The organism is Streptomyces sp. NPDC001056, assembly GCF_053598955.1.
Genome location: NZ_JBSFLI010000030.1, coordinates 63,385 through 88,547, shown reverse-complemented (window position 1 = coordinate 88,547; position 25,163 = coordinate 63,385). Strand labels below are relative to the sequence as shown.

Here is a 25,163-nt window from a genome sequence, read left to right as displayed (position 1 = left end):
TCCTTCTGTGACGCCGGGCCCTGCGGACGCCGAAGCGATCCCCCGGGCGACGCGTCACTCGTCGAAGCTGACCAGCACCTTCACGGTGTCCTCCAGCTTCTTGTCCGACACCTCGAAGGCCCGCTCCATCCGGCTGAAGGGGAACCGGTGGGTGGTCATCCGGGTCGGGTCGACGCGCTCGTTCTCCAGCACCCGCAGCAGCCGCTCCATACGGAGCCGCCCGCCGGGGCACAGGCCGGTCGCGATCGTCTTGTCGGCCATGCCGACACCCCACTCGACGCGCGGGATGTGCACGAACTCGCCCTGCCCGAAATAGCCGATGACGGAGATCGTGCCGCCCGGCTTGGTCACCTTGACCGCGGTCTGGAAGGTCACGTCCGCGCCGAGCGCCTCGATGGCGGTGTCCACGCCCTGCCCGCCGGTGAGTTCGTGGATCCGCTCGACCACGTCCTCCTTGCCGAAGTCCACGATCACGTCCGCGCCGTAGAACCGCGCGAGCTTCTGCCGGCTGGGCACCGACTCCACACCGATGACCAGGCCCGCGCCCCGCAGCCGTGCCCCGGCCGTGGCCATCAGCCCGACCGGGCCCTGCGCCAGCACCGCCACGGTGCCGCCGATCGGGATGTTTCCGTGCTCGGCGCCCATGAAGCCGGTGGACAGCATGTCGGCGCAGTAGACCGCCACTTCGTCGGAGATGCCCTCGGGAATCCTCGCCAGGTTCGCGTCCGCGCCGCTCACGTGGAAATACTCCGCGAACACCCCGTCCTTGAGGTTGGCGAACTTGAATCCGCCCAGCGGACCCCCCGACTGCGAGGGGTAGCCGTTCTGCGAGGCGAGGTCGCCCCAGTCGGGGGTGATGGCCCCGACCAGCACCCGGTCGCCGGGCCGGAAGTCCTTGACCTCGCCCCCCACCGCGTGCACGACACCGACACCCTCGTGACCGAGGGTCAGGTTCTCCCGGGGCCCGATGCCGCCTTGCACGGTGTGCGAGTCGGACGTGCAGATCAGCGCTTTGGTGGTGCGCACCACGGCGTCGGTCGGCCCCGGCTCGGGAACGGGCTTGTCCATGAAGCCGACGCTCCCGATCTCCTTCATCACGAATGCCTTCACCGGCTTGCGCCCTCCTGATCGGATCACGGCCTCGCGCCCGGCGGCCGTACGGTCCTCCCACCGCGTCCCCGGCGGCCTGCGGCGACCTCGCACACCGTGATCACCGTCTCACGGGGCTCCGCGGACCGCGCGGCGACCGGAAGCGCCGTTGATGCGTTCCGGTGAAACCCGGGCCATGTCGCACGGCGAATCCGCTTCGCCCCGGCGGCCCGCCCGCATCGTGGTGACTCCGTCGTGCTGTGCGCGGGGCGGAGGGCGGAGGGTTCATGGCCGGCGGTGCCGCGGGGCGCGCCTTCATCGGGTCGTTCACATCGGCGGGCGGGCCGGGGATCGTCGTGGCCGACCTCGACCCGAGCACCGGGGCGCTGACCTGGACGGGCGTCATGAAGACCGTCGCCGACCCGTCGTACCTCGCCGTCGGGCACGGGGAGGCGGGCCCCGTCCTCTACGCCGTCTCGGAGACGGTGGCGGGAGCGGTGGCCGCGTACGACGCCACCGAGGCGGTGCCCCGCCCGCTCGGGCAGCCCGTGCCGGTCGGCGGCGACGAACCGACCCATCTCACCCTGGCGCAGGGACATCTGCTGACCGCCAACTACGGCTCGGGCAGCGTCAGCGTGCTGCCGCTGACCGCCGAGGGCCTGCCTCAGCGCCCGAGCAGCGTGCTGCACCACGAGGGCTCCGGACCGCACCCCGAACGCCAGCGGTCCCCGCACGCCCACCAGGTCGTCCCCGATCCGACCGGGCGCTGGGTCCTCGTCGTCGATCTCGGCACCGACTCGGTGCGGGTCTGCTCACTGGACGAGCGCACGGGCGAACTGCGTCCGCACGGCACGACCGCGCTGCCCCCGGGCACCGGGCCCCGGCACCTCGCCTTCCACCCCTCGGGGGACCATGCCTACGTCCTCGGGGAACTCCGGCCGACGGTGACCGTGTGCCGCTGGGACGCGGCCGCCGGGGTCCTCGGCGCGGTCGGTGAGACGCCGCTGTTCCCGGACGGCTCGGACATCCCGGCGCAGCCCTCGGCCCCTGTGGTCGCGTCCGACGGTCGGTATCTGTGGGCGGCGGTGCGCGGCACCGACACCGTGGCCGTCCTCGCGCTCGACGCCTCGGGGGAGCGGGCGGAGCTGGTCACGGCCGTACCCTGCGGTGGCCGCCGGCCGCGTGACCTGGTGCTCGATCCGTCGGGCCGACGTCTGTACGCGGCCAATGAGCGCTCGGGCGAGGTGACGTGGCTCGACGTCGACCCCGCGACGGGCGTCCCCCGGCCCGCCGGATCGCTGCCCGTGCACGCCGCCAGCAGTGTCGCCTTCGGATGAGGGCACTCGGCACGAGGACGGGGGACAGGGCGAGGGACAGGACGAGGGAAGAGGATGGCCGAGCGACAGAGCGAGACAGAACGCATCGTGGTCGGGGTGGACGGCTCGGAGGGCTCCAAGCAGGCCCTGGACTGGGCGGTGCGCCAGGCGGTGCTCACCGGCGGCCGGGTGGAGGCGGTGATCGCCTGGGACGTCCCGCAGTTCCACGGTGCCCTCGGCTGGCTGCTGCCGTCCGCCTCCGACGAGGCCGCCCTGGAGGGTCGGGCGCAGAGCGAACTCACGAACGCGGTCGAGGAGGCCGTCGCGGCACACCCCACCGTTCAGGTCAGCACCGTGGTGCGCTACGGCGCCCCCGCCGGCGTCCTCATCGAGGCCTCGCGCGACGCCGTGCTGCTCGTGGTCGGCAGCCGGGGTCTCGGCGGCTTCCGCGGCCTGCTCCTCGGCTCGGTCGCCCAGCACTGCGTCCAGCACGCCGCCTGCCCGGTTCTCGTCCTCAGGGGGCACGAGGAGGAGTGAGGGCGGCCGACGGGAAGCCGGCGCGGCCCGGCGGGGGCGATGGCGCGGGGCGTACGCACCGAGGTGCGCGGAGGGGCGCGGGGCCCGTGGCGGGCCGATCGTACGTCAACCCCGATCCGGCCCGGGTCGTGCGCACGGCTCTCCCGCTCCGTCTGAGTCGGCACGGTCTCGCCGCCAGTGGACGACCGTCCGGCCGCCCCACCTCGCCTCCTGCGCGCGCGGTGCCGCCGGGATCGCCCCGCTGGTGCCCCAGCCGGGCGCCGGACCGGACACCACCGGCGTCGTGGCCGGACTGCTCGGCGCGCTGTGCGTGGTGTCCGGCAGCGTGCCGACGAAACGGCGGGGACGGCCCGAGGGTCGGACTGCCGGCCTTCACCGGGTGGCAACTCTCCCTCGGAAGACTGGTGTTGGTGCCGGGGACGGTGGCCGGCGAGTCGCTGCCGGACCACCTCGGCCGGGGCGCATCGGCGGCTTCGCCTGCCCCGGCTCGTCGGCGCGCCCGTGGCGTACGCGGTGTGGTTCCGCGGGCTGGTCCGACTGCCCGCGCTCGCCGCCCGTTCCTCTCCTTCGCCTCACCGCTGTGCGCGACGGTCCCCGGTCGCCTCTTGCCCGGCCGGACGCGGCGTCCGCTCCAACTCCTCGGCGCCGCCGGGGTCGTCGCAGCGGTGGTCCTCGCGCAGCCCCGCAGCGGTCAGTCGTCCTCCTCCTCGGCGTGGTCGTGATGGACGACGCCGTCCTCGTCGAGCACGGGGTGGATGCGCTCGGGGCCGTGCTCGCTGGTGTCGGAGGGACGCGGTTTCTCGGGTCCGTCGCAGCCCCAGCGCAGCATGCGGCGCGTGCGGATGATCCGGTACGTGGTGTCGAAGACCTCCAGCTGGTTGACGCGGCCGGAGCGGAGCCGTTCGGAGGCATCGGCGTACGCGACCAGTTCGGGGTCGGCGCCCGGGTCCTCGGCCGCCATGGTGCGGGCGTCGACGAGCCGGTCGGCGTCCACGGGGATCAGGCCGCGGGTACGCGGTTCGAGCCAGGTGAGGAGGAAGTCCAGGGCCTTGCGGGCGCCGAGCGCGGTGGTGTGCGGGCGGCTCACCGGCCCCCAGCCCTTGCCGTCGCGTTCCACCACCGTGAACGTGGCCGGCAGCAGCACGACGTCCGGGTGGGTCCGCCGGGCCCGGCGGGACTCGCGGAGCACGAAGTCGGGGAAGCGGGAGCCGGCGTAGACGAAGTCGCGCAGCGCCAGCCGCTCGGTGGCCAGGGCCGGGGTGAGCGGCGCGTCCGGGTCCAGGACCAGATCCGCGTCGACCTCCGGCTCCCGGCTGCCGAGGCTCCAGTCAGCGGAGAGGGGCTCAGGGTCGGTCGGGCGCGGCAGTTCGATGCCGCCCGCGCCCGTGCCGGCGTACTCCTCGGCGCGGACGATCCGGTAGCGCGTGCCGAGCACGGTGAGTTCGTCGACGGGCTCGGTCTCCAGCCGGGTGACCGCCGCGAGCAGGGCTCGGCGCTCGGCCCTGTCCTCGACCCCGTCCTTCGCGCGGAACCAGAGAAGGGAGTTCAGGCTGTCGCGTGACATCTGCGGGAAGGGGGCCGTGATCGAGGTCACCGCCCGCCAGCGCTGCCCGTCCTGCTCGCTCTGCGCGACCACCCCGAACAGCGGCCCGCGCACGGCCACTTCGCCGGCGCTCACCACGGCGTCGAGGGCGTCGGCCTCCATGGCTGCCTCGACCGGCTCCACCGGAACGCGCACGACGATCGGACGAACCCCGTCCGGCCTGACATTCCCAAGGTCCATGACCTCTATCCTGCCGACCGGAAGGCGCGCCCAGCACGGTTTTTGGTGAAATGCCGCTCCGTGTGCGGAAACCGGCCATCCGTGGTGGAATGATGGTCACGGCATGACACACGGAGGGGCCTGCCGGGAACTCCGCTCCCCGCAGGCCCCGTTCGGTGCCGTCCGTCAGAACTGCTCGACGAAGTACGGCTCCACGGTCATCCAGCCGTTGCCCCGGGCGCCGTAGTACGTGCCCTGGTTGTTCTGGGCCAGGGTGTACCAGGAGTCCACGTAGTCGGGGTCGTCGGTCCACCAGTCGTTCGGGATGGCGTCCAGGATCGCGTTGACCAGCGGGATGTAGGTGCCCTGGTCGGTGATGGTCAGCAACGCCGTGGCGATCGCCTTGGCGAGGTCGCGGTAGTTGGTGCTGCCGTCGTCCTCCATCATCACGGCGTCGGCCAGGTTGTACTTGTAGTTCGACCAGTTCACGAGGATCTGGTTGGGCTTGTAGACGGTGCCGTCGTAGTCGAGGTACGGCATGTCCACGGGGTCGACGCGGACCTTGCCGTCCTGGCCGAAGCCGCTGACCAGGGTGTAGATCTCGGCGGCACCCTTGATCCAGGGCTCCTCGTCGTCGGAGAGTTCGACGGCCGTGATCTTCGTGGTCCAGTAGCCCGCGGTGGTGGCCGCCGCCCGCGGCGTGGCCGTGGTGTTCACCGCCGCCGCGGGCGCCGCGGACCGCACGCCGTCCTTGACCAGTTCCTTGCTCAGGACGTCCAGACCGGCCGCCAGCGCCTTGGAGCTGTCGACGTCGACGACGTACACCGGGTGCGCGGGGGCCTTGCGGGCGTCCACGCGGTGGGCGCGGCCCCGGCTGTCGTAGGCGGTGACGCTGGTGGCGTCGTCGTCCGAGACGGCGGCGGCGACCCAGGGGGCCGTGCCTGCCGCCAGAGAGGCGCGCATCGAGGGGTCCCCGAGGCGCAGCTGGAGCAGCGAGCCGGTCTTCGCGTCCAGGCCCTTGGCCGCGGCGATCTGCCGGTCGGCGGCCGAGAGTTGGGACTTCAGCGAGCCGCTCGCCCGCTCGGTGACGGGCACCTCGCGCGACTTCAGGGCGGCCGCGCGCAGCCGCGTGTTCCAGGAGGCGTCGCCGAGCGAGCGCGCGATGGCACGGGCCGCCCGGTCCTGGGCGGAGGTGACGGCGGACGCGGTGGCGGAGTGGGCGTGCGCCGCACGGGCGGCCGCCGGGCCGGGCACCGGGGCCGCGAAGGCCGAGGGTGCGGCGGTCAGGGTCTGGGCCGCGCAGAAGGTGACCAGGGTGGCCGCGGCGGCGGTGAGGGTGCCGCGTCTGCGGGTGTGGCGAGATCTCACGAGGATCGATCCTCCGGAGGTGGAGTGGTCGGTGACACGTGGTCAGGGGGTGGGTGACGCGGGAACCGGGCCCCAGTGGGTCTATGCGGGTAGATGATTCCCTTGGTCATGATGACGAGAGCATGTCATTCACACAAGGTTCTCACAGCGTGAGCAGACGAAGTTCCGGTGTCACGCGACGAGTTGACGTCCCCTCGGATGTCGTGTGACGGCCCGGGAGGCGTTGCACCGCTCGGCCGGGGACGCGCGGCCCGCCCTCGGCACCGAACGCGTCCGCCCGGCCGGCACGCCGAGGGGCGGCGCGAGCGCGCTGCCCCTCGACCAGAAGGCCGGGCAACCGGCGCTCTCCGTCCCCGTGCGCCCGGCCGGACGCCCGGCCGGACGCCCCGCCGGGCCCGCCGGGGAACCGGTGACCCGGCACCTCGACCGCGTCGGCTCCCGCGTCGTCCCGCCCGACGAGGCGCGGCAGCGGGAGCGGGCCACCGCGGCGTCGGAACACGGCCGGGACACGCGGGCCCATGAAGCGCCGCCTGTCGGAGTGGTGCGGCCGGGCGCCGGGCGACCGCGCGGTCGAACCGCGCCGCGTCACCGCGCCCACCGTGGTCGTCCACGGCGGCAGGGACCGCATGGTGCACGGTTCCACGACACGGGCCGGCCGTGCGTCAGCGCATCGGTGACGGAAGGCTCAGGCGTCCGTCGTGGACCTCGGCGATCCGGTCGGCGGCGGTGAGGTGGGCGCGGTCGTGGGTGACCAGGATCGTGGCGGTGCGCTGTTCGTGGGTGAGGCGGGTGAGCAGGTCGATGACGGCGGCGCCGCGTTCGTGGTCGAGAGCGCTGGTCGGCTCGTCGACCAGGAGGACGGCGGGGTCGTTCATCAGCGCGCGGGCGATGTTGACGCGCTGGCGCTGGCCGCCGGAGAGCTGGTGGGGGCGCCGGTCCGCCTGCTCGGCCAGACCGACGGCGTCGAGCAGCCGCATCGCCCTGGGCCGGGCCTTGGCGGGGGAGCGGCCGTCGAGGTGGGCCATGACCTGGAGTTGTTCGGCGGCCGTCAGGGAGGGCAGCAGGTTGGGCTGCTGAAAGACGATGCCGATCGTGCGGCGGCGCAGCTCGGTGAGTTCGCCGCGGGTCATGCCCGAGGTGCTGGTGCCGTCGATGGTGACCGTGCCGGAGTCGGGGGTGACGAGGGTCGCGGCGACGGCCAGCAGGCTCGACTTCCCGGAACCGGAGGGGCCGACGACGGCCGTGAGGCTGCCCCCCGGCACGTCGAGGGTGACCCGGTCGAGGGCGGTCAGGCGGTCGTCGCCGTCGGCGTAGGTGAGGGTGATGTCGGTGAGGCTCAGGCTCATCGGGTGCTCCCCAGGGCGGTCAGCGGGTCGACGGAGGTGATGCGGCGGACCGACAGGGCGGCCCCGAGCGCGCCGAGGACGATCATCACGGCGGCGGGCACCAGGACGGTGGCGGGGGTGAGCAGGAACGGTACGGCCGTGCCGGCGACCAGGGCGCCGAGCGCGGCGGCGAGGGCGGTGCCGAGGAGGGTGCCGCCGGTGAGCAGGACCAGGGCCTGGCCGAGGGCGTCGCGCAGCAGGCCCGCGGTGGAGGCGCCCAGGGCCTTCAGGACGGCGACGTCCGCGCCGCGCTGGATGGTCCACACGGTGAAGAACGCGCCGATGACCAGGGCCGAGATGGCGAACAGGAAGCCGCGCATCAGCTGGAGGGAGCCGTTCTCGGAGCTGTAGGAGCCGATCGCGGACAACGAGTCCTGCTTGGAGACCGTCCTGGTGCCCACGGCCCGGTCGGTCGCCCGCACATCGGCGCCGGAGACGGTGCTCAGGGCGATGACGGTGGCGGTGGGGCCGTCGGTGGGGGGCGCGGTCCGCCGCCAGGTGTCCAGGCTGGTCCAGATCACCGGGGTGTGGCTGAACGACGCGTCGCCGCGCACGGCCGCGACGGTCAGGCGGTGCCGGCCGGCGAGGGTGACCTCGTCGCCGGGTTTGACCGCGAGGGCGTCGGCGGCGGAGGTGGACAACACCACCGAGCCGTCGTCGATCCTGTCGCCGTCCGGGGCCAGCGCGGAGCCGGGCCGGACGCCGAAGACGGAGACCCCGGTGCTCCCGCCGCCGCCCGCGGTGGCCTTGGTGGTGCTGATGCCCAGCGGCTCGGCACGGGTGACGCCGGGGGCCTCGGACCACCGCTGCCACTGCCGCTCGGTCACGGTCGAGTCGGCGTACGACAGCTTCTGTCCGCCGCCGGGCGCGCCGAACGCGATCCGGTCCGCGGGCAGGCCGTCGATCCCGGAGATGTTCTGCCGGCCGAGCCCGGCGGTCAGCCCGGACAGCAGGCCGACCAGCAGAGTGATCAGCACGATGACGATTCCCATCAGGGCGAACCGCCCCTTGGCGAATCTCAGGTCCCTCCAGGCGACGAACACGTCCCTGCCTTTCATGTGGTGGAAGCGGTGCACCCCGACTCTCGCCGCCCGCACCCGCTCCGGGCATCTGGCCTGGGAGGGGACCTGGCGGATCGAAGGGCGGCGGCCGGGTTCTGTCTTTCGATGGATGTCCGAGCGGCCGCGGGATCGTACGCTTGGACGATCGTGAACACCCTGACCCCCACCACCCGGGCGCTCGCCTGGTGCCTGCACCTGCTCACCGCCGGCCTGCTTGCCCTGGCCGCGGGCCGCGCCGTGACCGACGGCGCGCCGCACGCCGTGGCCGTCGTCGCCGTGACCGCCGTCCTGGGCCTGGTGTACGCGGCGGGGCCGCTGCTGCCCCGCGTCGCCGCCTCCCACCGGGCCGCAACCTGGTGGCTGGCCGCCGTGGGGGCGGTATGGCTGGTGCTGCTGGGCCTGTCCGCCGACGGCGTGTGGATCGCCTTCCCGCTGTACTTCCTCCAGCTCCACCTCCTGCCGCGCCGCGCCGGCCCGGCCGCCGTCGCCGCCACGGCGACCGCGGCCATCGTGGCCTTCGCCGCCCACCAGGGCTCCTTCACCCTGGCCACCGCGATCGGTCCGGCCCTCGGCGCCGCCGTGGCGGTCGCGGTGGTCCGCGGCTACCAGGCCCTGTACCGGGAGAGCGAACAGCGCCGCCGGCTGATCGAGGAACTCACCGCCACCCGCGCCGATCTCGCCGCCGCCCAGCACACCGCGGGCGTGCTGGCCGAACGCGAGCGCCTGGCCCGTGAGATCCACGACACCCTCGCCCAGGGCCTGTCCAGCATCCAGTTGCTGCTGCACGCCGCCGAACGCGCCCTGCCGGGCAGGCCCGAGGCCGCCGCCCGCCACGTGGAGCAGGCCCGGCACACCGCCGTGGACAACATCGCCGAGGCCCGCCGCTTCGTCGCCGCCCTCACCCCGCCCGCCCTGGACGGAACCACCCTGGCCGGTGCCCTGGAACGGCTGTGCGCCACCACCTCCGCGCGCCACCCGCTCGACGCGCGCTTCCGCCTCACCGGCGAGCTGGTACGGCTGCCCACGGCACACGAGGTCGCCCTGCTGCGCATCGCCCAGTCCGCCCTCGCCAACACCGTCCGCCACGCGGGCGCCGCCACCGCCGAGGTCACCCTCGGCTACCTCGGCGACCACGTCGCCGTGGACGTCGTGGACGACGGCACCGGCTTCGACCCCGACACGCTGCCCGCCCCCGACCCGGCCGACGGCGGGTTCGGACTCGCCGCCATGCGCGCCCGGATGGACGCCCTCGGCGGCACGCTCACCATCGAATCCGCCCCGGGCAAGGGCGCCACCGTGGCCGCCAGGCTCCCCTTCGCCGAGCCCGCCGAGCCCGCCGACACCGATGCGGAGGCCCGCCCGTGACCGACACGCCGATCCGTCTGCTCCTCGCCGACGACCACCCCGTGGTCCGGGCCGGGCTGCGCGCCGTACTGGAGACCGAACCCGGGCTCGTGGTCGTGGCCGAGGCCGCCACGGCAGAGGAGGCCGTCGCCCGGGTGGGCGAGGGCGACATCGACGTCGTCCTGATGGACCTGCAGTTCCGAGGCGGCATGAACGGCGCCGAGGCCACCGCCGCCGTCACCGCGCGCCCCGGCGCGCCCCGGGTCCTGATCGTCACGACGTACGACTCCGACGCCGACATCCTGCCCGCCATCGAGGCCGGCGCCACCGGCTACGTGCTCAAGGACGCCCTGCCCGAGGAACTGGCCGCCGCCGTGCGCACCGCCGCCACCGGCCGCACCACCCTCGCGCCCACCGTCGCCGACCGTCTCATGAACCGGCTGCGCGCGCCCGGCACCGCCCTGACCCGCCGCGAGACCGAGGTCCTGTCCCTGGTCGCCGAGGGCCTGTCCAACCAGGCCATCGGCTCACGTCTCCACCTCACCGAGGGCACCGTCAAGTCCCACCTGGTCCGCATCTACGCCAAGCTCGACGCCGACTCCCGTACCGCCGCTGTCGCCACGGCCACCGGGCTCGGGCTCATCCGCCGCTGACGCCGGAACCGGCCGGAAGCTCAGCACGGGTCCCGTCCCGCCAGCACGTCCAGCAGCCGGTCCGCGGGCAGGGCCGGCAGGGTGTGGCCGCCGCGGCCCGTGGTCGTCGTCGCGGCGAGCAAGGAGTTGAGGACCGCCTCCTCGACCGCGTCCAGGACGGCCTCGAACAGGGGGCTCAGCTCGGTGTCCGCCACGGGGGCGCCGGGCTCCGGGCGGGTGGTGAGGGCGAGGGCGTAGTCGCCGCTGCCGTGGCTGTAGGCGGCGCCCGTGCGGGCCAGGGCGAACACGGCGCGGCGGGCGAGGCGGGTGAGCTGCCGGGCGTCGAGCGGGGCGTCCGTGGCGACCACGATCATGCAGGAGCCGGTCTCCGCGGCCGGGCCCGGGGCACCGGCCAGGCCGAGGGAGCGCGGTGTGACCGTGCGGCCGAGGACCCGCAGCGTGCCGCCGAAGTTCGCCTGGACCAGGGCCCCGGCCGTGCAGCGCCGGCCACCGAGGTCCGTCGTACGGGAGGAGGTCCCGATGCCCGCCTTGAAGCCCAGCGCGCCGGTGCCGGTGCCCGCGCCGACGCAGCCCTCGGCCACCGGGCCGCCGGACGCCCGGTCGAGCGCGGCCCGGACGTGCTCCTCGCGCACCGGGCGGGCCCGGATGTCGGACAGGAAGCCGTCGTTGCACTCGCCCACGACCGGGTTGAGGCTCCGTACGTCGGCGCAGCCGGGCCGTTCCAGCATCCAGCCGACGAGGGCGTCGGCGACCCGGAAGGCCGACAGGGTCGAGGTCAGCAGCACCGGGGTCTCCAGCGTGCCGAGTTCGGCGAGCTGCGTCGTGCCGATGAGCTTGCCGTAGCCGTTACCGGTGAACACCCCGGCGGGCAGCGGAGCGTGGGGGGCCACGGCGCCGGGCACGACGGCGGTCACCCCGCTGTGCACGTCGGGGAGCCGGCGGACGGTGGCGTGCCCGACCCGGACGCCCGGCACATCGGTGATCGCGTCGAGCGGCCCGGGGGCGAACTCCCCGATGACGATGCCGAGATCACGGGCCCGGGCACGCCTTGCCGACTGTTCCATGCCGCCGGACACCACCCGCCGCCGGAGACCCCGTCAGGCGGCCCGGTCCTCGATGTAGGACAGGCAGCCCCGCCGGGAGTCCTCCGCGTGGACGACCTCCCAGCCGTCCGGGACGGTGATGCCCGCGGGCCAGAGGGAGTAGTCACCGGGGGAGTTGCGCAGCACGACGTAGGAACGGTCCTCGTGGTCGAAGGGGTTGGTCATCGGGGGCTCCCGTCGAGGGGTCGGGTCAGTCGAACAGGCGACGGCTCATGCCGCGCACCGCGAGGAACCAGGCGGCCGCGGTGCAGCAGCCGAGCACCGCCAGATGCAGCAGGTCGACGGCGCCGAGCGTGCCGAAGGCCGCGTGCCGCACCAACTGCATGCAGTGGTAGATGGGGTTGACGGCCGCGACGATCCGCAGCCAGCCGGACAGCCCCGACAGCGGGAAGAAGACACCGGCGGCCATCACGAGCGGGGTGAGGACGCCCGAGACGACCAGTCGCAGCCAGTCGATCGCCGGGACCAGCGTGGAGACCCACATCCCGCCCAGCGCGAACGCCAGCCCCGACACCAGGGTGATCAGCGGTACCAGCAGCAGCGACGGCCCGAGGGGCAGACCGATGGCGATCGTGACGAGCAGCGGAACCGAGCTGTAGACGGCGGACTTCACCGCGATCCACGACGCCTCGGCCGTGACCAGCTCCCACACGTCCACCGGGCGGCTGAGCACCGCGTCGTAGAGGTGCTGGTAGCAGCGCCGGTTGTAGGTCTCGAACATGCCGGCGAACGCGGAGGCGAACAGGACGGAGGTGACGACCATGCCGACCCCGAGGAACTGCGGGTACGGGCGGCCCTCGGCCGAATCCACCAGGCGGTTGAAACCGGCGCCGAATCCGGCCAGGTACACCAGCGGCTCGATCAGCGAACCGAACGTGATCGCGGGCCAGTAGCGCCGGAACAGCAGGAGTTCACGCCGCCACACCGCGCGCAGCGCCGGCAGCAGGGCGGGCGTCGGGGCCTCGTCGGCGTCCGCCGGCGCGAGGGTCCTCGCCGGGGGAGCCGGAGCGGCACTCGTCATGAACGGGTCCCTTCGGGAGATGGTGCCGGCATCAGACGAACAACTCGCCGGTCAGGATGACGAACACGTCCTCCAGCGTGGTCGGACGCAGCACGTCCGCGGGACCCAGCGCCTCGCGCAGGGACTCGGGCATCGTCTCGGCGCGCAGCACCGACACCGACAGACCGGTACGACGGCTGGGCAGTCCCGCCCGCCGTACCAGCTCCTCCACCTCCGCGCGGCGGGCCGCGTCACCCCGGTACTCGGCGGCCTGGGCCCCCGCATGGACGCGCAGCAGCTCGTCCGGGGCGCCCTGGGCGATCAGCCGGCCCGCGAAGACGACGGCGACCTCGTCCGCGAGGCGTTCGGCCTCCTCGATGTAGTGCGTGGACATCAGCACCGTCGTACCGGACTCGCGCAGCGCCTCGATCACGTCCCACAGGCCCTGCCGGATCTGCGGATCGAGGCCGACCGTCGGCTCGTCGAGCAGCAGCAGCCGCGGTGAGGTGAGGATGCCCCGGGCGAGCAGCAGCCTGCGCCGCATTCCGCCGGACAGCTCCTCCACCCGGCTGTCCGCCCGGTCGGTCAGCCGCACGGCGGCCAGGGCGCGGTCCACCGCGCCGTCGTACTCGGCGGCCGGAAGGGAACTGAAGCGGACGAAGACATCAAGGTTCTGACGTACCGTCAACTCGATGTCGAGGTTGTCCTCCTGCGGTACGACACCGAGCATCGAGCGCACCCGGCGGGACCCGGCGGGCATGGCGTGCCCCAGCACCTCCACCGTGCCGCGGGTCGCCCGGCTCTGGCCGGTGATGAGCCGCATGGTGGTGGACTTTCCCGCGCCATTCGGCCCGAGGAGACCCATGAATCGGCCTGGCGGAATATCGATACTGAGTCCGTCCACGGCGTTCGTCGAGCCATAGGTCTTTACAACATCCCGAAAAAGGACAGTGGGGACGCTCACCCGGTAAATTCCCCCTTTGGATACGCGGCACGGACGAGGTCCCAAGGCGTCGAGCCCGCCGCATCCGCCCATACAAGCGCACCCGGCACCCGATTGTGAACCCCCTTCTGCCTGCGCGACGTTGTTGGTAGGGTGCGACATGATCAAGCCCCGACGTGGGCATGTTCCAATCCGGGGGGTTTGATGAGGGCACGCATAGTCGTGCTTGTCGCCGGGCTGCTGCTGGTGCTCATCGGTGTCGACTGTGCATTGGTCGTACACGCGGTCCCCGATCCCGTGCGGGCCGATGCGGCACCGTCGGCATTTTCCGCCTATCGCGCCAAGGCCGATATCGAGCATTTCGCGGACGCGCCGCATCCTTCGGGTACCGCGCGTGCGGAACAGACCCGTGCTTACGTGAGCGGTCAGCTGACGCGGCTCGGGCTGAAACCGGTGGAGGACGAGGCGACCGAGGTCGTCCCCGGCGACTCCGCCTCCCATCTGGCCGGCCGGGTCCACAACATCTCCGCCACCATCGCGGGCAGTTCTCCCACGGGGCAGGTCCTCCTGGTCGCCCACACGGACTCCGTCCTCACCGGCCCGGGCGCCTCCGACGACGGTCTCGGCGTGTCGTCCCTTCTGGAGATCGCGCGCATCCTGACCAAGGGCCCCCGCCCGCGCAACGACGTCGTGCTGCTGTTCACCGACTCGGAAGAGACCGGCCAACTCGGGGTGCGCGCCTATGTCCACAGCCTCGGCAAGGCAACCGACAAGCCCCGTGTCGTCCTCAACCTGGAGGCGCGCGGCACCTCCGGACGCGCCGTCATGTTCGAGACCGGCGATCACAGCTCCGCCCTGGTGAAGGCGCTGGGCGGCCGCCCGCCCGTGGCCACCTCGCTGTCCGCCGAGGTCTACCGGCGCCTGCCGAACGACACCGACTTCACCCAGCTGCGCAAGGCCGGCATGACCGGGCTGAACTTCGCCGTCATCGGCGACAGCGCCGACTACCACGCCCCCGGCGACGACCTCGCCCACGTCCACCTGGGCAGCCTCCAGGACCTCGGGGACACCGTGCTGTCCGCCGCGCGCCGGCTGTCCGCCACCGATCTGCGGGACGTCACCCGGTCCTCCGACGCGACCTGGTTCAACGTCGGCCCGGTGCTCGTCAGTTACCCCTCGGGCGCCGTGCTCCCGCTGGCCGTCGCCGCGCCGCTCGCCCTGCTCCTGGCCGGCTGGTACGCCCGCCGCCGCAAGGCGCTGCGGCCCGGGGCGGTGCTGAGGCCCGCGCTCACCTTCCCCCTCGTCCTCCTGGCCACGGCCGCGCTCGGCTGGGCCGCCTGGCGCGTTCTGGTGCTGATCCGCCCCTACTACGCGTCGTTCCTCACCGGGGACCCGTATCGCACCGGCCCCGCCGTCATCGGCCTGCTGCTGCTCACCGCCGCCGTCACCGGGCTGTGGGCCGCCTGGACGGGCCGGCGTGCCGGCGCCCTGGACACGGCCGCGGGCATCGCGGTGTGGCCCGCGCTGCTGGCCGTACCCACCGCCCTGCTGCTGCCCGGCGCGGCGTACGTGTTCACGTGGACGGCGCTCGGCGTGGCGGCCGGTGTCGCCCTCGGCGCCCGTGCCGTCGAGGAGTCCCCGTGGCGCACCACGGCCCTTCTCGGCGCGGCCCTGCCCGCGGTGGTCGTCCTCGTGCCGCTCGTCACCCTGCTCTTCCCGACGCTCGGCCTCGCCACGGCGGCGGCCCCGCTGGTCCTGGCCGCCCTGGCCCTCGCCGTCCTGGCGGCGCCCCTGGTCCGCCTGTTCCGCGGTCTGCGGGCCAGGCGGCTGGTCGCCCTCGCGGCCGTCGTCGCGCTGGCCGGCACCGCCTGCGTCGGCGGAGCCGTCGCCGCCGACCGGCCCGACGCGGACCATCCGCGGCCGGTCAGCCTCATGTACGCCCTCGACGCGGACCACGGGCGCGCCTACTGGGTGTCCGAGGACGCCGACCCGGCCTCCTGGGTCACCGGATACACCGGGCAGCGGCGCACCGACACGCTGGAGGACTGGTCGCCGGCCCTCGCCGCGCCGCCGGGCGGCCTGCTCGCCGGGCCGGCCCCGGTCGCCCCGGTCGCCACCCCCGAGGTCACCACCGTCTCCGACACCCGCGCCGGTGCCACCCGGACCGTCCGCCTCAAGGTCGGGCCCAAGAGCGGAAAACCCGCCCTGCTCGCCCTGTACGTCGACACCTCCACCACGCGGGTCGTCCGGGCCCGCGTCGAGGGCGCGCCCGCCGGGACACCCGACCTGTCCGGCGGGGAGAACCGCCCGTACGCCGGATCACCGTGGAAGTGGGGCCTGCTCATGGTGGCTCCCGACCCGCGCGGCCAGGAAGTGACCCTCGTCGTGCGCGGCGACAAGCCGTTGCGCGTGCTCGCGATGACGGAGGACGCCGGGCTGCCCGCCCAGGCCCTGAGCAGACCGCGGCCCGCCGACCTCACCTGGGAACCGGGCGCGGCGGGACTCTCCTTCGCCAGCCGCCGGTACACCATCTGACCCGGACACCCGGACACCCGGACACCCGGACACCCGGACACCCGGACACCCGGACACCCGGACGCCGGGACACCTGGCCACCACGCGACCAGGACCACATCAGGCCGGGCGACCCCTGGCCCCGACAGAAGAGAGCGCCCTGATGCCGTCCACCCCCCACCACGCCGACACCACCGCGGAGCCGGAGCCCGTCCGCCTGCGCACGGCGGTCGCGGCCGACGCGGCGGCGATCACCGCCGTCTTCCTCGCCTCCCGGGCCGCGGCCCTGCCCTACCTGCCCCGGCTCTACAGCGACGAGGAGACCCTCGGCTTCTTCGAGCACGTCGTCCTGCCCTCCAGCACCGTCTGGGTGGCCGAACAGGGCGAGGACGCGCGGATCGTGGGCTTCGCCGCCCTCGACAAGACCGTCCTCGACCACCTGTACCTGCATCCCGACGTGCGGCGCCGCGGCATCGGCACGGCTCTGCTCCAGACCGTGAAACAAGCGTCACCCGAGGAACTCTCGCTGCACTGCTTCCAGCGCAACACCGACGCCCGCGCCTTCTACGAGCGGCACGGCTTCACCGCCGGGGAGTTCAACGACGGCAGCCGCAACGAGGAGAACGAGCCCGACGTGACGTACCACTGGACGGCTCGCTGACCCACCGTCGGGGCCCGGCCCGACCGCGCATCACCACGCAGTGCATCCACCACAACGGCGGGCCGCGGCAGGACCTCTCCGGCCGCCGTGACCAGGGGAGGGAACACCCTAGTGCAGGGAGAAGGCACCGTCGCGGGCGAGATCCCGCTGTCCTACGCGCAGCTCGCGCTGTGGTTCAACGACCGGCTCCAGCAGGGCGACGCCTCCTACAACATGCCGGTGGCGCTCCGTCTGCGGGGCCCGCTCGGCATCGAGGCGCTGCGCGCCGCGCTCGCCGACGTCATCGGCCGGCACGCCGCCCTGCGGACCGTGTTCCCCGACCGGGACGGCACCCCCTACCAGCGCATCCTGGACGCCGCCGACGTCGCGACGCCCCTGACGGTGGAGCCCGCCGACGAGGCCGCCCTCCCGGGCCTGATCGCCGCGGCCTGCCGCGAGTGCTTCGACCTGGCCACCGAAATCCCGTTGCGGCTGCGGGTGTTCGCGCTCGGACCGCAGGACCACCTGGTCCTGCTGGTGCAGCACCACATCGCCGGCGACGGCTGGTCGATGGCCCCCCTGGCCCGCGATCTGAGCACCGCGTACGTCGCCCGCCTCGCCGGCGAGGCACCCGACTGGCCGCCCCTGACGGCCGACTTCGCCGAGTACGCGGTCGCCCAGCACCGCTCCCTCGGCAGCCTGGACGACCCCGACAGCGGCATCAGCGCCCAACTGGCCTACTGGAAAGAGGCGCTCGACGGAATACCGGACTGCCTGCCGCTGCCCACCGACCGGCCGCGCCCGGCCGCCGTGTCCCACGAGGGCGACTACTTCCCCTGGGAGATCCCGGCGGACCTGCACCGCGACCTGCTGGCCCTCGCACGCACCTGCCGGGTCAGCCTCTTCATGGTCGTCCAGGCGGCGCTCGCCACCGTGCTCAGCCGCTCCGGCGCCGGCGACGACATCCCGCTCGCCAGCCCGACCGCCGGGCGCGCCGACTCCCGGTACGACGACGTGGTGGGCTACTTCGTCAACCCGCTGGTGCTGCGCGTCGACACCTCCGGCGACCCCACCTTCCGCGAACTGCTCAAGCGGGTGCGCCATACCGATCTCCAGGGCTTCACCCACCAGGACATGCCGATCGAGCGGCTGATCACCGCCCTGAACCCGCCGCGCTCGCTCGCCTGGCATCCGCTGTTCCAGGTCATGCTGGCCTTCCAGAACCTGCCCGAGGCCGCCCTCCGGCTGCCCGGCGTCGAGTGCGAGGTGGTCGAGGCCGACCCCGGCGGCGCCAAGTTCGACCTGTCGTTCAACGTCATGGAGCGCAAGGACCCCCAGGGCGCCCCGGCCGGGCTGACCTGCTTCGTCGAGTACAGCAGCGACCTGTTCGAGCGGGCGGGCGCCGAGGACCTCACCCGGCGGCTCGTCCTGCTCCTGGAGCGGGTCGTCAAGGACCCCGACCAACGCCTCGGCGACATCGACCTCGTCACCGACCACGACCACCGCACGCTCACCGGACTGTGGCAGGGCCCGGCGGTCGACGTCCCCGCGCTCGCCTACCACCAGTCCTTCGAGGAGCGTGCCGCGGCCGACCCCGGCACGCCCGCGCTCGTCGCCGGGGACACCCGGCTCACCTTCGGCGAACTCGACGCCCGCGCCAACCGGCTCGCCCGCGAGCTGGTCGAGCGGGGCGCGGCTCCCGAGGCGCCGGTCCTCGTGCTGCTCGACCGCACCGCCGACCTCGTCGTGGCGCTGCTCGCCGTCCTGAAGTCGGGCGCCGCCTTCGTCCCGCTCACGCCGGACACCCCCGCCGAACGGCTGGCCGCCGTCGCCTCGACGCTGCGCCCCGTCTGCGCCGTCACCACCGCGGACACCGAGCCCCGGCTGCCCGCGGGCACGCCCGCCCTGGTGCTGGACGACCCCGGCACGCGCGAGCGCGTCGCCGCCCGCCCGGACACCGTCCTCACCGACGCGGACCGCGCGGCCCCGGTCGGCCCCGAGGACACGGCGTACGTCATCCACACCTCCGGCTCGACGGGCACCCCCAAGGGCGTCGCCGTGAGTCACGGGGCACTGAGCCACCTCGCCCACCACCACCGGATCCGCATGGCGCGTCGGTACGCGCCCGACGGCGCCCCCCGCCTCCGGCTCGGCCTGGTCGCCTCGATCACCTTCGACACCGCCTGGGAACCGTTCTTCTGGCTGCTCGAAGGGCACTGCCTGCACCTGCTCCCCGACGAGGTGCGCCTCGACCCCGAGGCCCTCGTCGCCGAGGTGCGGCGCGAACGCCTCGACTTCCTCGACCTCACCCCGACCTACGCCCAGGCCCTGCTGGCCGCCGGCCTCCTCGACGCGGGCCACCACCGGCCGCGCGTCCTCATGCTCGGCGGCGAGGGTGTCGGACCCGAGCTGTGGACCAGGCTCGCCGCGGTCGAGGGCACCGACGTGCACAACTACTACGGGCCCACCGAGTTCACCGTCGACGCGCTCGCCTGCGAACTGCGCGACAGCCCCGTCCCGGTCATCGGACGCCCCCTGGACAACGTCCGCGCCGCCGTCCTGGACGAGCGCCTCCGCCCGGCACCCCTCGGCGTGCCCGGCGAGCTGTACCTCTCCGGACCCCAGCTCGCCCGCGGCTACGTCGGCAGCCCCGCGCTGACCGCCGAACGGTTCGTCGCCGACCCCTACGGGCCGCCCGGCAGCCGCATGTACCGCACCGGCGATCTGGCCCGGCTGCTGCGCGACGGCCGGGTCGAGTACCTCGGCCGCGCCGACGACCAGGTCAAGATCCGCGGTTTCCGCATCGAACCCGGCGAGATCGAGGCCGTGCTCGCCCGGCACCCCGGCGTCGCCCAGGCCGCCGTCGCCGTACGCGGCCAGGAGACCGGCGACCTCCACCTCGCCGCCTACGTCGTCCCCGCCGCCGGCACCCGGCCGCCCGACGCCGCCGAACTGCACGACCACCTCGCCGAGCACCTCCCGGCGTACATGCTGCCCGCGGCCTTCGCCCACCTCGACCGGCTGCCGCTCACCAGCAGCGGCAAGCTGGACCGGCGCGCCCTGCCGGAACCCGACCTGCGCGTCACCGACGGCGGCGGCCGCCCGCCCGCCGACGAGCGGGAGGCCACCTTGTGCGCGCTGTTCGCCGAGGTGCTGCGCGCCGACGCGGTCGGCCCCGACGACGACTTCTTCCGGCTGGGCGGGCACTCGCTGCTCGCCATGCGCCTGGTCAGCCGGGTCCGCGCGGTCACCGGCGCCGAACTCCCCATCCGCGCCGTCTTCGAGGGCCGCACCCCCGCCCGGCTGGCCCGCCTGCTCGGCGGCACACATCGGCGGCCGGCGCTCGTCCCGGCCGAACGCCCCGCCGAGACACCCCTGTCGCACGCCCAGCGCCGGCTGTGGTTCCTCCAGCGCCTGGAGACCGAGAGCCCGGCCTACCACATCCCGCTGCCGCTACGGCTCGACGGGCCCCTGGACATCGGGGCGCTCGGAGCCGCGCTGCACGACGTCGTGGTCCGCCACGAGGCGCTGCGCACGGTGTTCCCCGACCGCGACGGCGTACCCCACCAGCGGGTCCTGGACCCGGCGGAACTGCCGTCGCTGCTGGACATCGCCCCGCTCGACCCCGCCCGAGCCGAGGGTGAGGGGCTCGCGGCCGAGCTGCGGGCCGCCGCGTCCGTGCCGTTCGACCTCGCGAACCGGCCGCCGCTGCGGGCCCGGCTGTACCTGCTCGGACCCGGCCGCCACGTCCTGCTGCTGACCGTGCACCACATCGCCTGCGACGGCTGGTCCCTCCAGCCGCTCGCCACCGACCTCGCCGGCGCCTACCGGGCCCGCGCCGAGGGGCGCGCCCCCGACTGGTCGCCGCTGCCCGTCCAGTACGCCGACTACACCCTGTGGCAGCACCGGCTGCTGGGCGACGTCCGCACCCCGGGCACGCTCGCCGCCGGGCAGTGGGAGTACTGGCGTACGGCCCTGGCGGGGATGCCGGACGAGGTGCCGCTCCCCGTCGACCGCCGCCGCACCTCCGAGACCGGCCACGAGGGCGGCACCGTGCCCGTCCGGATCGACGCCGCGACCCACAAGGCCCTCGCGGACCTCGCGCGGGCCGGCGGCGCGAGCCTCTTCATGGCCGTCCAGGCCGCGCTCGCCGCCCTGCTGACGCGCCTCGGCGCCGGTACGGACATCCCGCTCGGCACCCCGGTGGCGGGCCGCACCGACGCCCACCTGGAGGACCTGGTCGGCTTCTTCGTCAACACGCTGGTGCTGCGCACCGACACCGGGGGAGACCCCACGTTCCGGGAGCTGCTGGAGCGGGTGCGGGAGCGGGACGTGGCCGACTACGCCCACCAGGACCTGCCCTTCGAGCAACTGGTCGACCTGGTCAACCCCGAGCGGCAGCCGGGCCGGCACCCGCTGTTCCAGGTCGCCCTCGTGGTGGACCAGGGCGACGGAGTCCGCCTCGACATCCCGGGTGTCACCGCCGAGCGGATCACCGTCCAGCTGGCCCCCGCCAAGTTCGACCTCACCGTGACCCTGGCGGCCGAGCGCGCCGAGGACGGCGGCGAGGGGCCGCTGACCGGCACCGTCGAGTACCGCACCGACCTGTTCGACCAGGCGGGCGCGGCCGCGCTCGCCGACCGGCTCACCCGGCTGCTCACCGCCGTGGCCGCCGACCCCGACCGGCGCATCGGCCGGGTCGCCCTGCTCTCCGACGACGAGCGGCGCCTCATCCTCGACAAGTGGAACGACACGCGGCACGAGCTGGAGCCCAGCACGCTGGCCGCCGCCGTGGCCGAGCAGATCGCCCGGACCCCCGAGGCGACCGCGGTCGTCTTCGAGGGCGAGGAGGTGACGTTCGGCGGGCTCGACGCGCTCGTCGACGGCCTCGCCGGACGGCTCGCGGCGCACGGCGTGGGACGGGGCGACACCGTCGCTGTCGCCGTACCCCGCTCCGTCGAACTGATCGTCGCGCTGTGCGCGGTGCACCGGACCGGGGCCGCGTACGTGCCGCTCGATCCGGACTACCCGGCCGACCGGCTGGCGTTCATGCTCAGGGACGCGCGGCCGACGGCGGTCGTCGCCACGCCCGCGGAGGCGGAGCGGCTCAGCGTGCCGGAGGGGGTGGCGCTGGTCTTCCCGGGAGTGGGGGAGGGCGCGCGGGAGCGGGACGGGGCGGAGGCTCCGGTGCCGGTGGAGCGGGGTGCGGTGAGTGCTCCGGTGCCGGTGGAGCAGGGTGCGGCGGGTGCCCCGGTGCCGGTGGAGCGGGGTGCGGCGGGTGCCCCGGTGCCGGTGGAGCGGGCCGCGACCGCCGTCCCCGCCCCGACCGACCCGGCCTACGTCATCTACACCTCCGGTTCCACCGGCCGCCCCAAGGGCGTCGTCGTGCCGCACGGCGCCGTGACCAACCGGCTGCGGTGGGGCCAGGACCAGTACCTGCTCACGGCCGAGGACCGGGTCCTCCACAAGACGCCGTCCAGCTTCGACGTCTCCGTGTGGGAGATCTTCTGGCCGCTCAGCACCGGCGCCACCCTCGTCGTGGCCCGGCCCGAGGGCCACCGGGACCCCGGATACCTGTGCGAGCTGATCCGCGAGGAGCGGGTCACGGTGGCGCAGTTCGTGCCGTCCATGCTGGACGCGTTCCTCCAGCATCCCGACGCCGGCCGGTGCGACTCGCTGCGCCTGGTCATCGTCGGCGGTGAGGCGCTGAGCACGGCGACCGCCCGCCGCTTCCACCAGGTGCTGCCCGGGATCCGGCTCGTGGACCAGTACGGCCCCACCGAGGCCGCGATCGAGGTGACCGCCTGGACCTGCCGGCCGGAGGACGACGACGGCCGCCCGGTGCCGATCGGACGGCCCGTGTGGAACACCCGGGTGCACATCCTCGACGCCGAACTCCAGTTGGCCCCTCCCGGGGTCGCGGGCGAGCTGTACCTCGACGGCGCCCAGCTGGCCGACGGCTACCTGGGCCGCCCGGCGCTGACCGCCGAGCGGTTCGTCGCCAACCCCTACGGGCCGCCCGGGTCCCGCATGTACCGCACCGGCGACATCGCCCGCTGGCGCGCCGACGGGGCGGTGGAGTACCTGGGCCGCGTCGACGGCCAGGTGAAGGTCCGCGGCTTCCGTATCGAACTCGGCGAGATCGAGGCGGCGTTGAGCGACCACCCGGCGGTCGCCGCCGGGGTGGTCCTGGTCCGCGAGGACCGGCACGGCGCGCCCCGTATCGTCGCCTACGTGGTGCCCGTGGGGCAGGGCCCGGAGCCCACGGCCGGGGAACTGCGCGAACACCTGCGCGCCCGGCTGCCCGAGCACATGGTGCCGACCGGCTACGTCACCCTCGACGAGCTGCCGGTCACGCCCAACGGCAAGCTGGACCGCGCCGCCCTGCCCGAGCCCGCGGCCGTCCCGGACGCCGAGGAGCGGACCGCACGGGAGCCCGCCACCCCGCTGGAACGGGTGCTGACGGCCCTCGTCGCCGAGATCCTGGAGGTCCCCGGGGCCGGCCCGGACGACGACTTCTTCCTGCTGGGCGGGCACTCGCTGATGATGGTCCGGCTGGTCGAGCGGATCCGCGCCGAGACCGGCGTGCAGCTCGCCGTGCGCACCCTCTTCGACCACCCGACGGCCGCCGGGCTCGCCGAGCGGATCGCCGGGGACCCGGGGCTGGACCACCGGTTCGCGGACGACCGGACCTGGGAGCCGGTGCTGCCGCTGCGCGCGCAGGGCAGCCGCAGGCCGCTGTTCTGCGTGCACCCCGTCGTCGGCGACGGCTTCGGCTACATCGGCCTGCTGCGCGGCCTCGGCCCCGAGCAGCCGGTGTACGCCCTCCAGGGCGCGGGCCCGGCCGGCAACGGCCCCCGCCCCGCGACACTCGGCGGGCTCGCCACCGAGTACCTCGCGCGGATACGGCGGATCCAGCCCGAGGGCCCCTACCGGCTCCTCGGCTGGTCCTTCGGCGGCGTCCTCGTGCACGAGATGGCCGTCCAGCTCCGCGAGGCGGGCGAGCGGGTCGAGCTGCTGGCGCTGATGGACAGCGTGCCGCCCCAGGAGCACGACCGGCGCGCGCCCGACGACCCGGTGAGCGAGAAGGACGTGGTGCTCAGCCTGCTCGACGGCGTGGGCGTGCCGGCGGCGGACATCGCCGCGGTGCGGGACGGCAGCCGGGTGCCCGAGCCCGCGGAGCTGCTGCGGCTGCTCGCCCCGGCGATGGGGGCCTCCGCCCCCCAGGACCCGGCCGGGCTCGCCGCGATGGTCGATACCTGCCGCTACCACGGCGAGCTGATGATCCGCTGGACGCCCCGCCTCTACGACGGCGGCCTGCTCGCCTTCACCGCGACCGCCGAGGCCAGGCGGGCGGCCGAGCTGGGCGGGGCGAGCAGCGCCGAGCTGTGGGCGCCGTACCTGACCGGCGAGGTCACCGAGCATCCGATGGCGGCCCGGCACCTGGAGCTGGCCGAGCCCGGCCACATCGACTTCATCGGCCGCGTCCTGGCCGCCGAACTCGCCCGGCTGGAGGAGCGGTGAGCCCCGCGGGTACCCGCCGCCCGGAGGCCGCCGCGGCCTCCGGGCGGCGGGGCACCGGCTCAGCCCACCGCGTCGGCCCGGCCCACCGCGTCGGCCCGGCCCACCGCGTCGGCCCGGCCCGCCGTGCCGGCGTGGTCCGTCACGGCGGTGGAGATCTCCGCCATCACCTCGTCCACCCTGCTGTGCAGGAAGAAGTGGTCGCCGGGCAGGATCCGCTGCCGGAAGCCGCCCGCGGTCACCGCGCGCCAGCCGCCGATCCACTCGGCCCCGGACAGCAGATCCTCGGTCCCGCCGAGCGCGACCGTGGGGCACGGCAGCACCGTCGGCCGGACATCGCGCATGTACGCGTCGAGCAGGGTGAGATCGGCCCGCAGCACCGGCAGCAGCATCTCCAGCAGCTCGCGGTGCCGCAGTATCTCGGCCGGGGTGCCGCCGAGTTCTCCCATGTCCTTGACCAGCTGCTCGTCGTCGCGGTCGTGCAGGGGCAGCGCGGCCGGGGAGCCGGGCGGCCGGCATCCGGAGACCACCAGGGCCCGCGGCAGCGGCCGCTCCTCGGCCACCAGGCGGCGTGCGGTCTCGTACGCGATCTGGGCGCCCATGCTGTGCCCGAAGAGGACGAACGGCTCGTCGGCCGGCCGGGTTTCGAGCACCGACAGCACTCCGTCGACCACGTCCCGCATGGAGGTCAGCAGCGGCTCTCCCATCCGGGTGCCGCGGCCGGGCAGTTCCACCGGCACGAAGTGCAGTCCCGGCGCCTGCCGGGAGCGCGCCCAGGCCAGATAGGCACCCGCCGAGCCGCCGGCGTGCGGCAGACAGTAGACCCGGACCGGAGCCGTGCCGTCGTCGGTCGCGGGGGCCGAGTCCCAGGGAGTCCATCGGTTGTGTGTCACTGCGTTGTGCCCTTCCGCTGTCGTGGAGTTGCGT

The 25,163-nt window shown here is 74.3% G+C and carries 17 protein-coding genes and 1 pseudogene; 8 read left to right on the top strand and 10 right to left on the bottom strand.

The genetic code is table 11. The annotated features are described in order from the left end of the window. Nucleotides 1-54 precede the first annotated feature (54 nt). Nucleotides 55-1,110, bottom strand: coding sequence for an NAD(P)-dependent alcohol dehydrogenase (locus ACWDD7_RS29170; protein WP_392216274.1), 1,056 nt, complete (start codon nt 1,108-1,110; stop codon nt 55-57). A gap of 266 nt (nt 1,111-1,376) precedes the next feature. Between ACWDD7_RS29170 and ACWDD7_RS29165 the strand changes: the two genes are divergently transcribed. After that, nucleotides 1,377-2,426, top strand: coding sequence for a lactonase family protein (locus tag ACWDD7_RS29165; protein ID WP_450459587.1), 1,050 nt, complete (start codon nt 1,377-1,379; stop codon nt 2,424-2,426). 54 nt (nt 2,427-2,480) lie between these two features. Beyond that, nucleotides 2,481-2,942 (top strand): universal stress protein, encoded by a 462-nt coding sequence (locus ACWDD7_RS29160; RefSeq protein WP_450459586.1) that lies wholly within the window; start codon nt 2,481-2,483, stop codon nt 2,940-2,942. 691 nt (nt 2,943-3,633) lie between these two features. On the opposite strand, the gene ACWDD7_RS29155 is transcribed toward ACWDD7_RS29160, so the two are convergent. The 4 genes from ACWDD7_RS29155 to ACWDD7_RS29140 form a co-directional block, all read right to left on the bottom strand. Then, nucleotides 3,634-4,725: a DUF5954 family protein gene (locus ACWDD7_RS29155; RefSeq protein ID WP_450459585.1), complete on the bottom strand. Its 1,092-nt coding sequence runs from the start codon at nt 4,723-4,725 to the stop codon at nt 3,634-3,636. A 165-nt stretch (nt 4,726-4,890) separates the two neighbouring features. Beyond that, nucleotides 4,891-6,072, bottom strand: a complete 1,182-nt coding sequence (locus ACWDD7_RS29150; protein ID WP_450459584.1) for a DUF3103 family protein — start codon at nt 6,070-6,072, stop codon at nt 4,891-4,893. Nucleotides 6,073-6,734: 662 nt separating this feature from the next. After that, complete coding sequence (locus ACWDD7_RS29145) at nt 6,735-7,418, bottom strand: ABC transporter ATP-binding protein (protein ID WP_450459583.1); 684 nt, start codon at nt 7,416-7,418, stop codon at nt 6,735-6,737. After that, on the bottom strand, nt 7,415-8,500 hold the full coding sequence (locus ACWDD7_RS29140) for an ABC transporter permease (protein ID WP_450459597.1): 1,086 nt from the start codon (nt 8,498-8,500) through the stop codon (nt 7,415-7,417). The genes ACWDD7_RS29145 and ACWDD7_RS29140 overlap by 4 nt, the downstream gene beginning before the upstream one ends. A gap of 123 nt (nt 8,501-8,623) precedes the next feature. On the opposite strand from ACWDD7_RS29140, the gene ACWDD7_RS29135 reads away from it, so the two are divergent. Both ACWDD7_RS29135 and ACWDD7_RS29130 read left to right on the top strand, forming a co-directional pair. Further along, complete coding sequence (locus ACWDD7_RS29135) at nt 8,624-9,883, top strand: sensor histidine kinase (protein WP_450459582.1); 1,260 nt, start codon at nt 8,624-8,626, stop codon at nt 9,881-9,883. Further along, the gene (locus tag ACWDD7_RS29130; protein ID WP_351876256.1) at nt 9,880-10,515 is read left to right on the top strand and encodes a response regulator transcription factor; all 636 of its coding nucleotides are present in this window, start codon (nt 9,880-9,882) and stop codon (nt 10,513-10,515) included. Before ACWDD7_RS29135 ends, ACWDD7_RS29130 begins: the two co-directional genes overlap by 4 nt. A gap of 20 nt (nt 10,516-10,535) precedes the next feature. Here the strand turns inward: ACWDD7_RS29130 and ACWDD7_RS29125 are convergent, their stop codons facing one another. From ACWDD7_RS29125 to ACWDD7_RS29110, 4 genes are read right to left on the bottom strand one after another with little or no spacing between them, the layout of a single operon-like run. Then, nucleotides 10,536-11,579 (bottom strand): P1 family peptidase, encoded by a 1,044-nt coding sequence (locus ACWDD7_RS29125; protein WP_450459581.1) that lies wholly within the window; start codon nt 11,577-11,579, stop codon nt 10,536-10,538. A gap of 33 nt (nt 11,580-11,612) precedes the next feature. Next, nucleotides 11,613-11,783: an MbtH family protein gene (locus tag ACWDD7_RS29120; protein ID WP_450459580.1), complete on the bottom strand. Its 171-nt coding sequence runs from the start codon at nt 11,781-11,783 to the stop codon at nt 11,613-11,615. Between the two features lie 25 nt (nt 11,784-11,808). Continuing rightward, complete coding sequence (locus ACWDD7_RS29115; protein ID WP_351876247.1) at nt 11,809-12,639, bottom strand: ABC transporter permease; 831 nt, start codon at nt 12,637-12,639, stop codon at nt 11,809-11,811. Nucleotides 12,640-12,670: 31 nt separating this feature from the next. Beyond that, nucleotides 12,671-13,654 carry an ABC transporter ATP-binding protein gene (locus ACWDD7_RS29110; protein WP_450459579.1) on the bottom strand — a complete coding sequence of 328 codons (984 nt, stop codon included), beginning with the start codon at nt 13,652-13,654 and terminating at the stop codon, nt 12,671-12,673. 324 nt (nt 13,655-13,978) lie between these two features. On the opposite strand from ACWDD7_RS29110, the gene ACWDD7_RS29105 reads away from it, so the two are divergent. From ACWDD7_RS29105 to ACWDD7_RS29090, 4 genes and pseudogenes are all read left to right on the top strand, one after another. Continuing rightward, a complete protein-coding gene (locus ACWDD7_RS29105; RefSeq protein ID WP_450459578.1) occupies nt 13,979-16,096 on the top strand; it encodes a M20/M25/M40 family metallo-hydrolase in 2,118 nt (705 codons plus the stop codon). Between the two features lie 142 nt (nt 16,097-16,238). After that, entirely contained in the window at nt 16,239-16,736 is a 498-nt protein-coding gene (locus tag ACWDD7_RS29100; protein WP_351876238.1) for a GNAT family N-acetyltransferase, read from the top strand. Between the two features lie 87 nt (nt 16,737-16,823). Continuing rightward, nucleotides 16,824-18,215, top strand: a pseudogene (locus ACWDD7_RS29095) (condensation domain-containing protein); the annotation flags it as partial. Next, the gene (locus tag ACWDD7_RS29090; RefSeq protein WP_450459596.1) at nt 18,192-24,239 is read left to right on the top strand and encodes an amino acid adenylation domain-containing protein; all 6,048 of its coding nucleotides are present in this window, start codon (nt 18,192-18,194) and stop codon (nt 24,237-24,239) included. The pseudogene ACWDD7_RS29095 and the gene ACWDD7_RS29090, both read left to right, overlap by 24 nt. Before the next feature lie 59 nt (nt 24,240-24,298). On the opposite strand, the gene ACWDD7_RS29085 is transcribed toward ACWDD7_RS29090, so the two are convergent. Further along, a complete protein-coding gene (locus ACWDD7_RS29085) occupies nt 24,299-25,129 on the bottom strand; it encodes a thioesterase II family protein (protein WP_450459577.1) in 831 nt (276 codons plus the stop codon). Nucleotides 25,130-25,163: the final 34 nt, after the last annotated feature.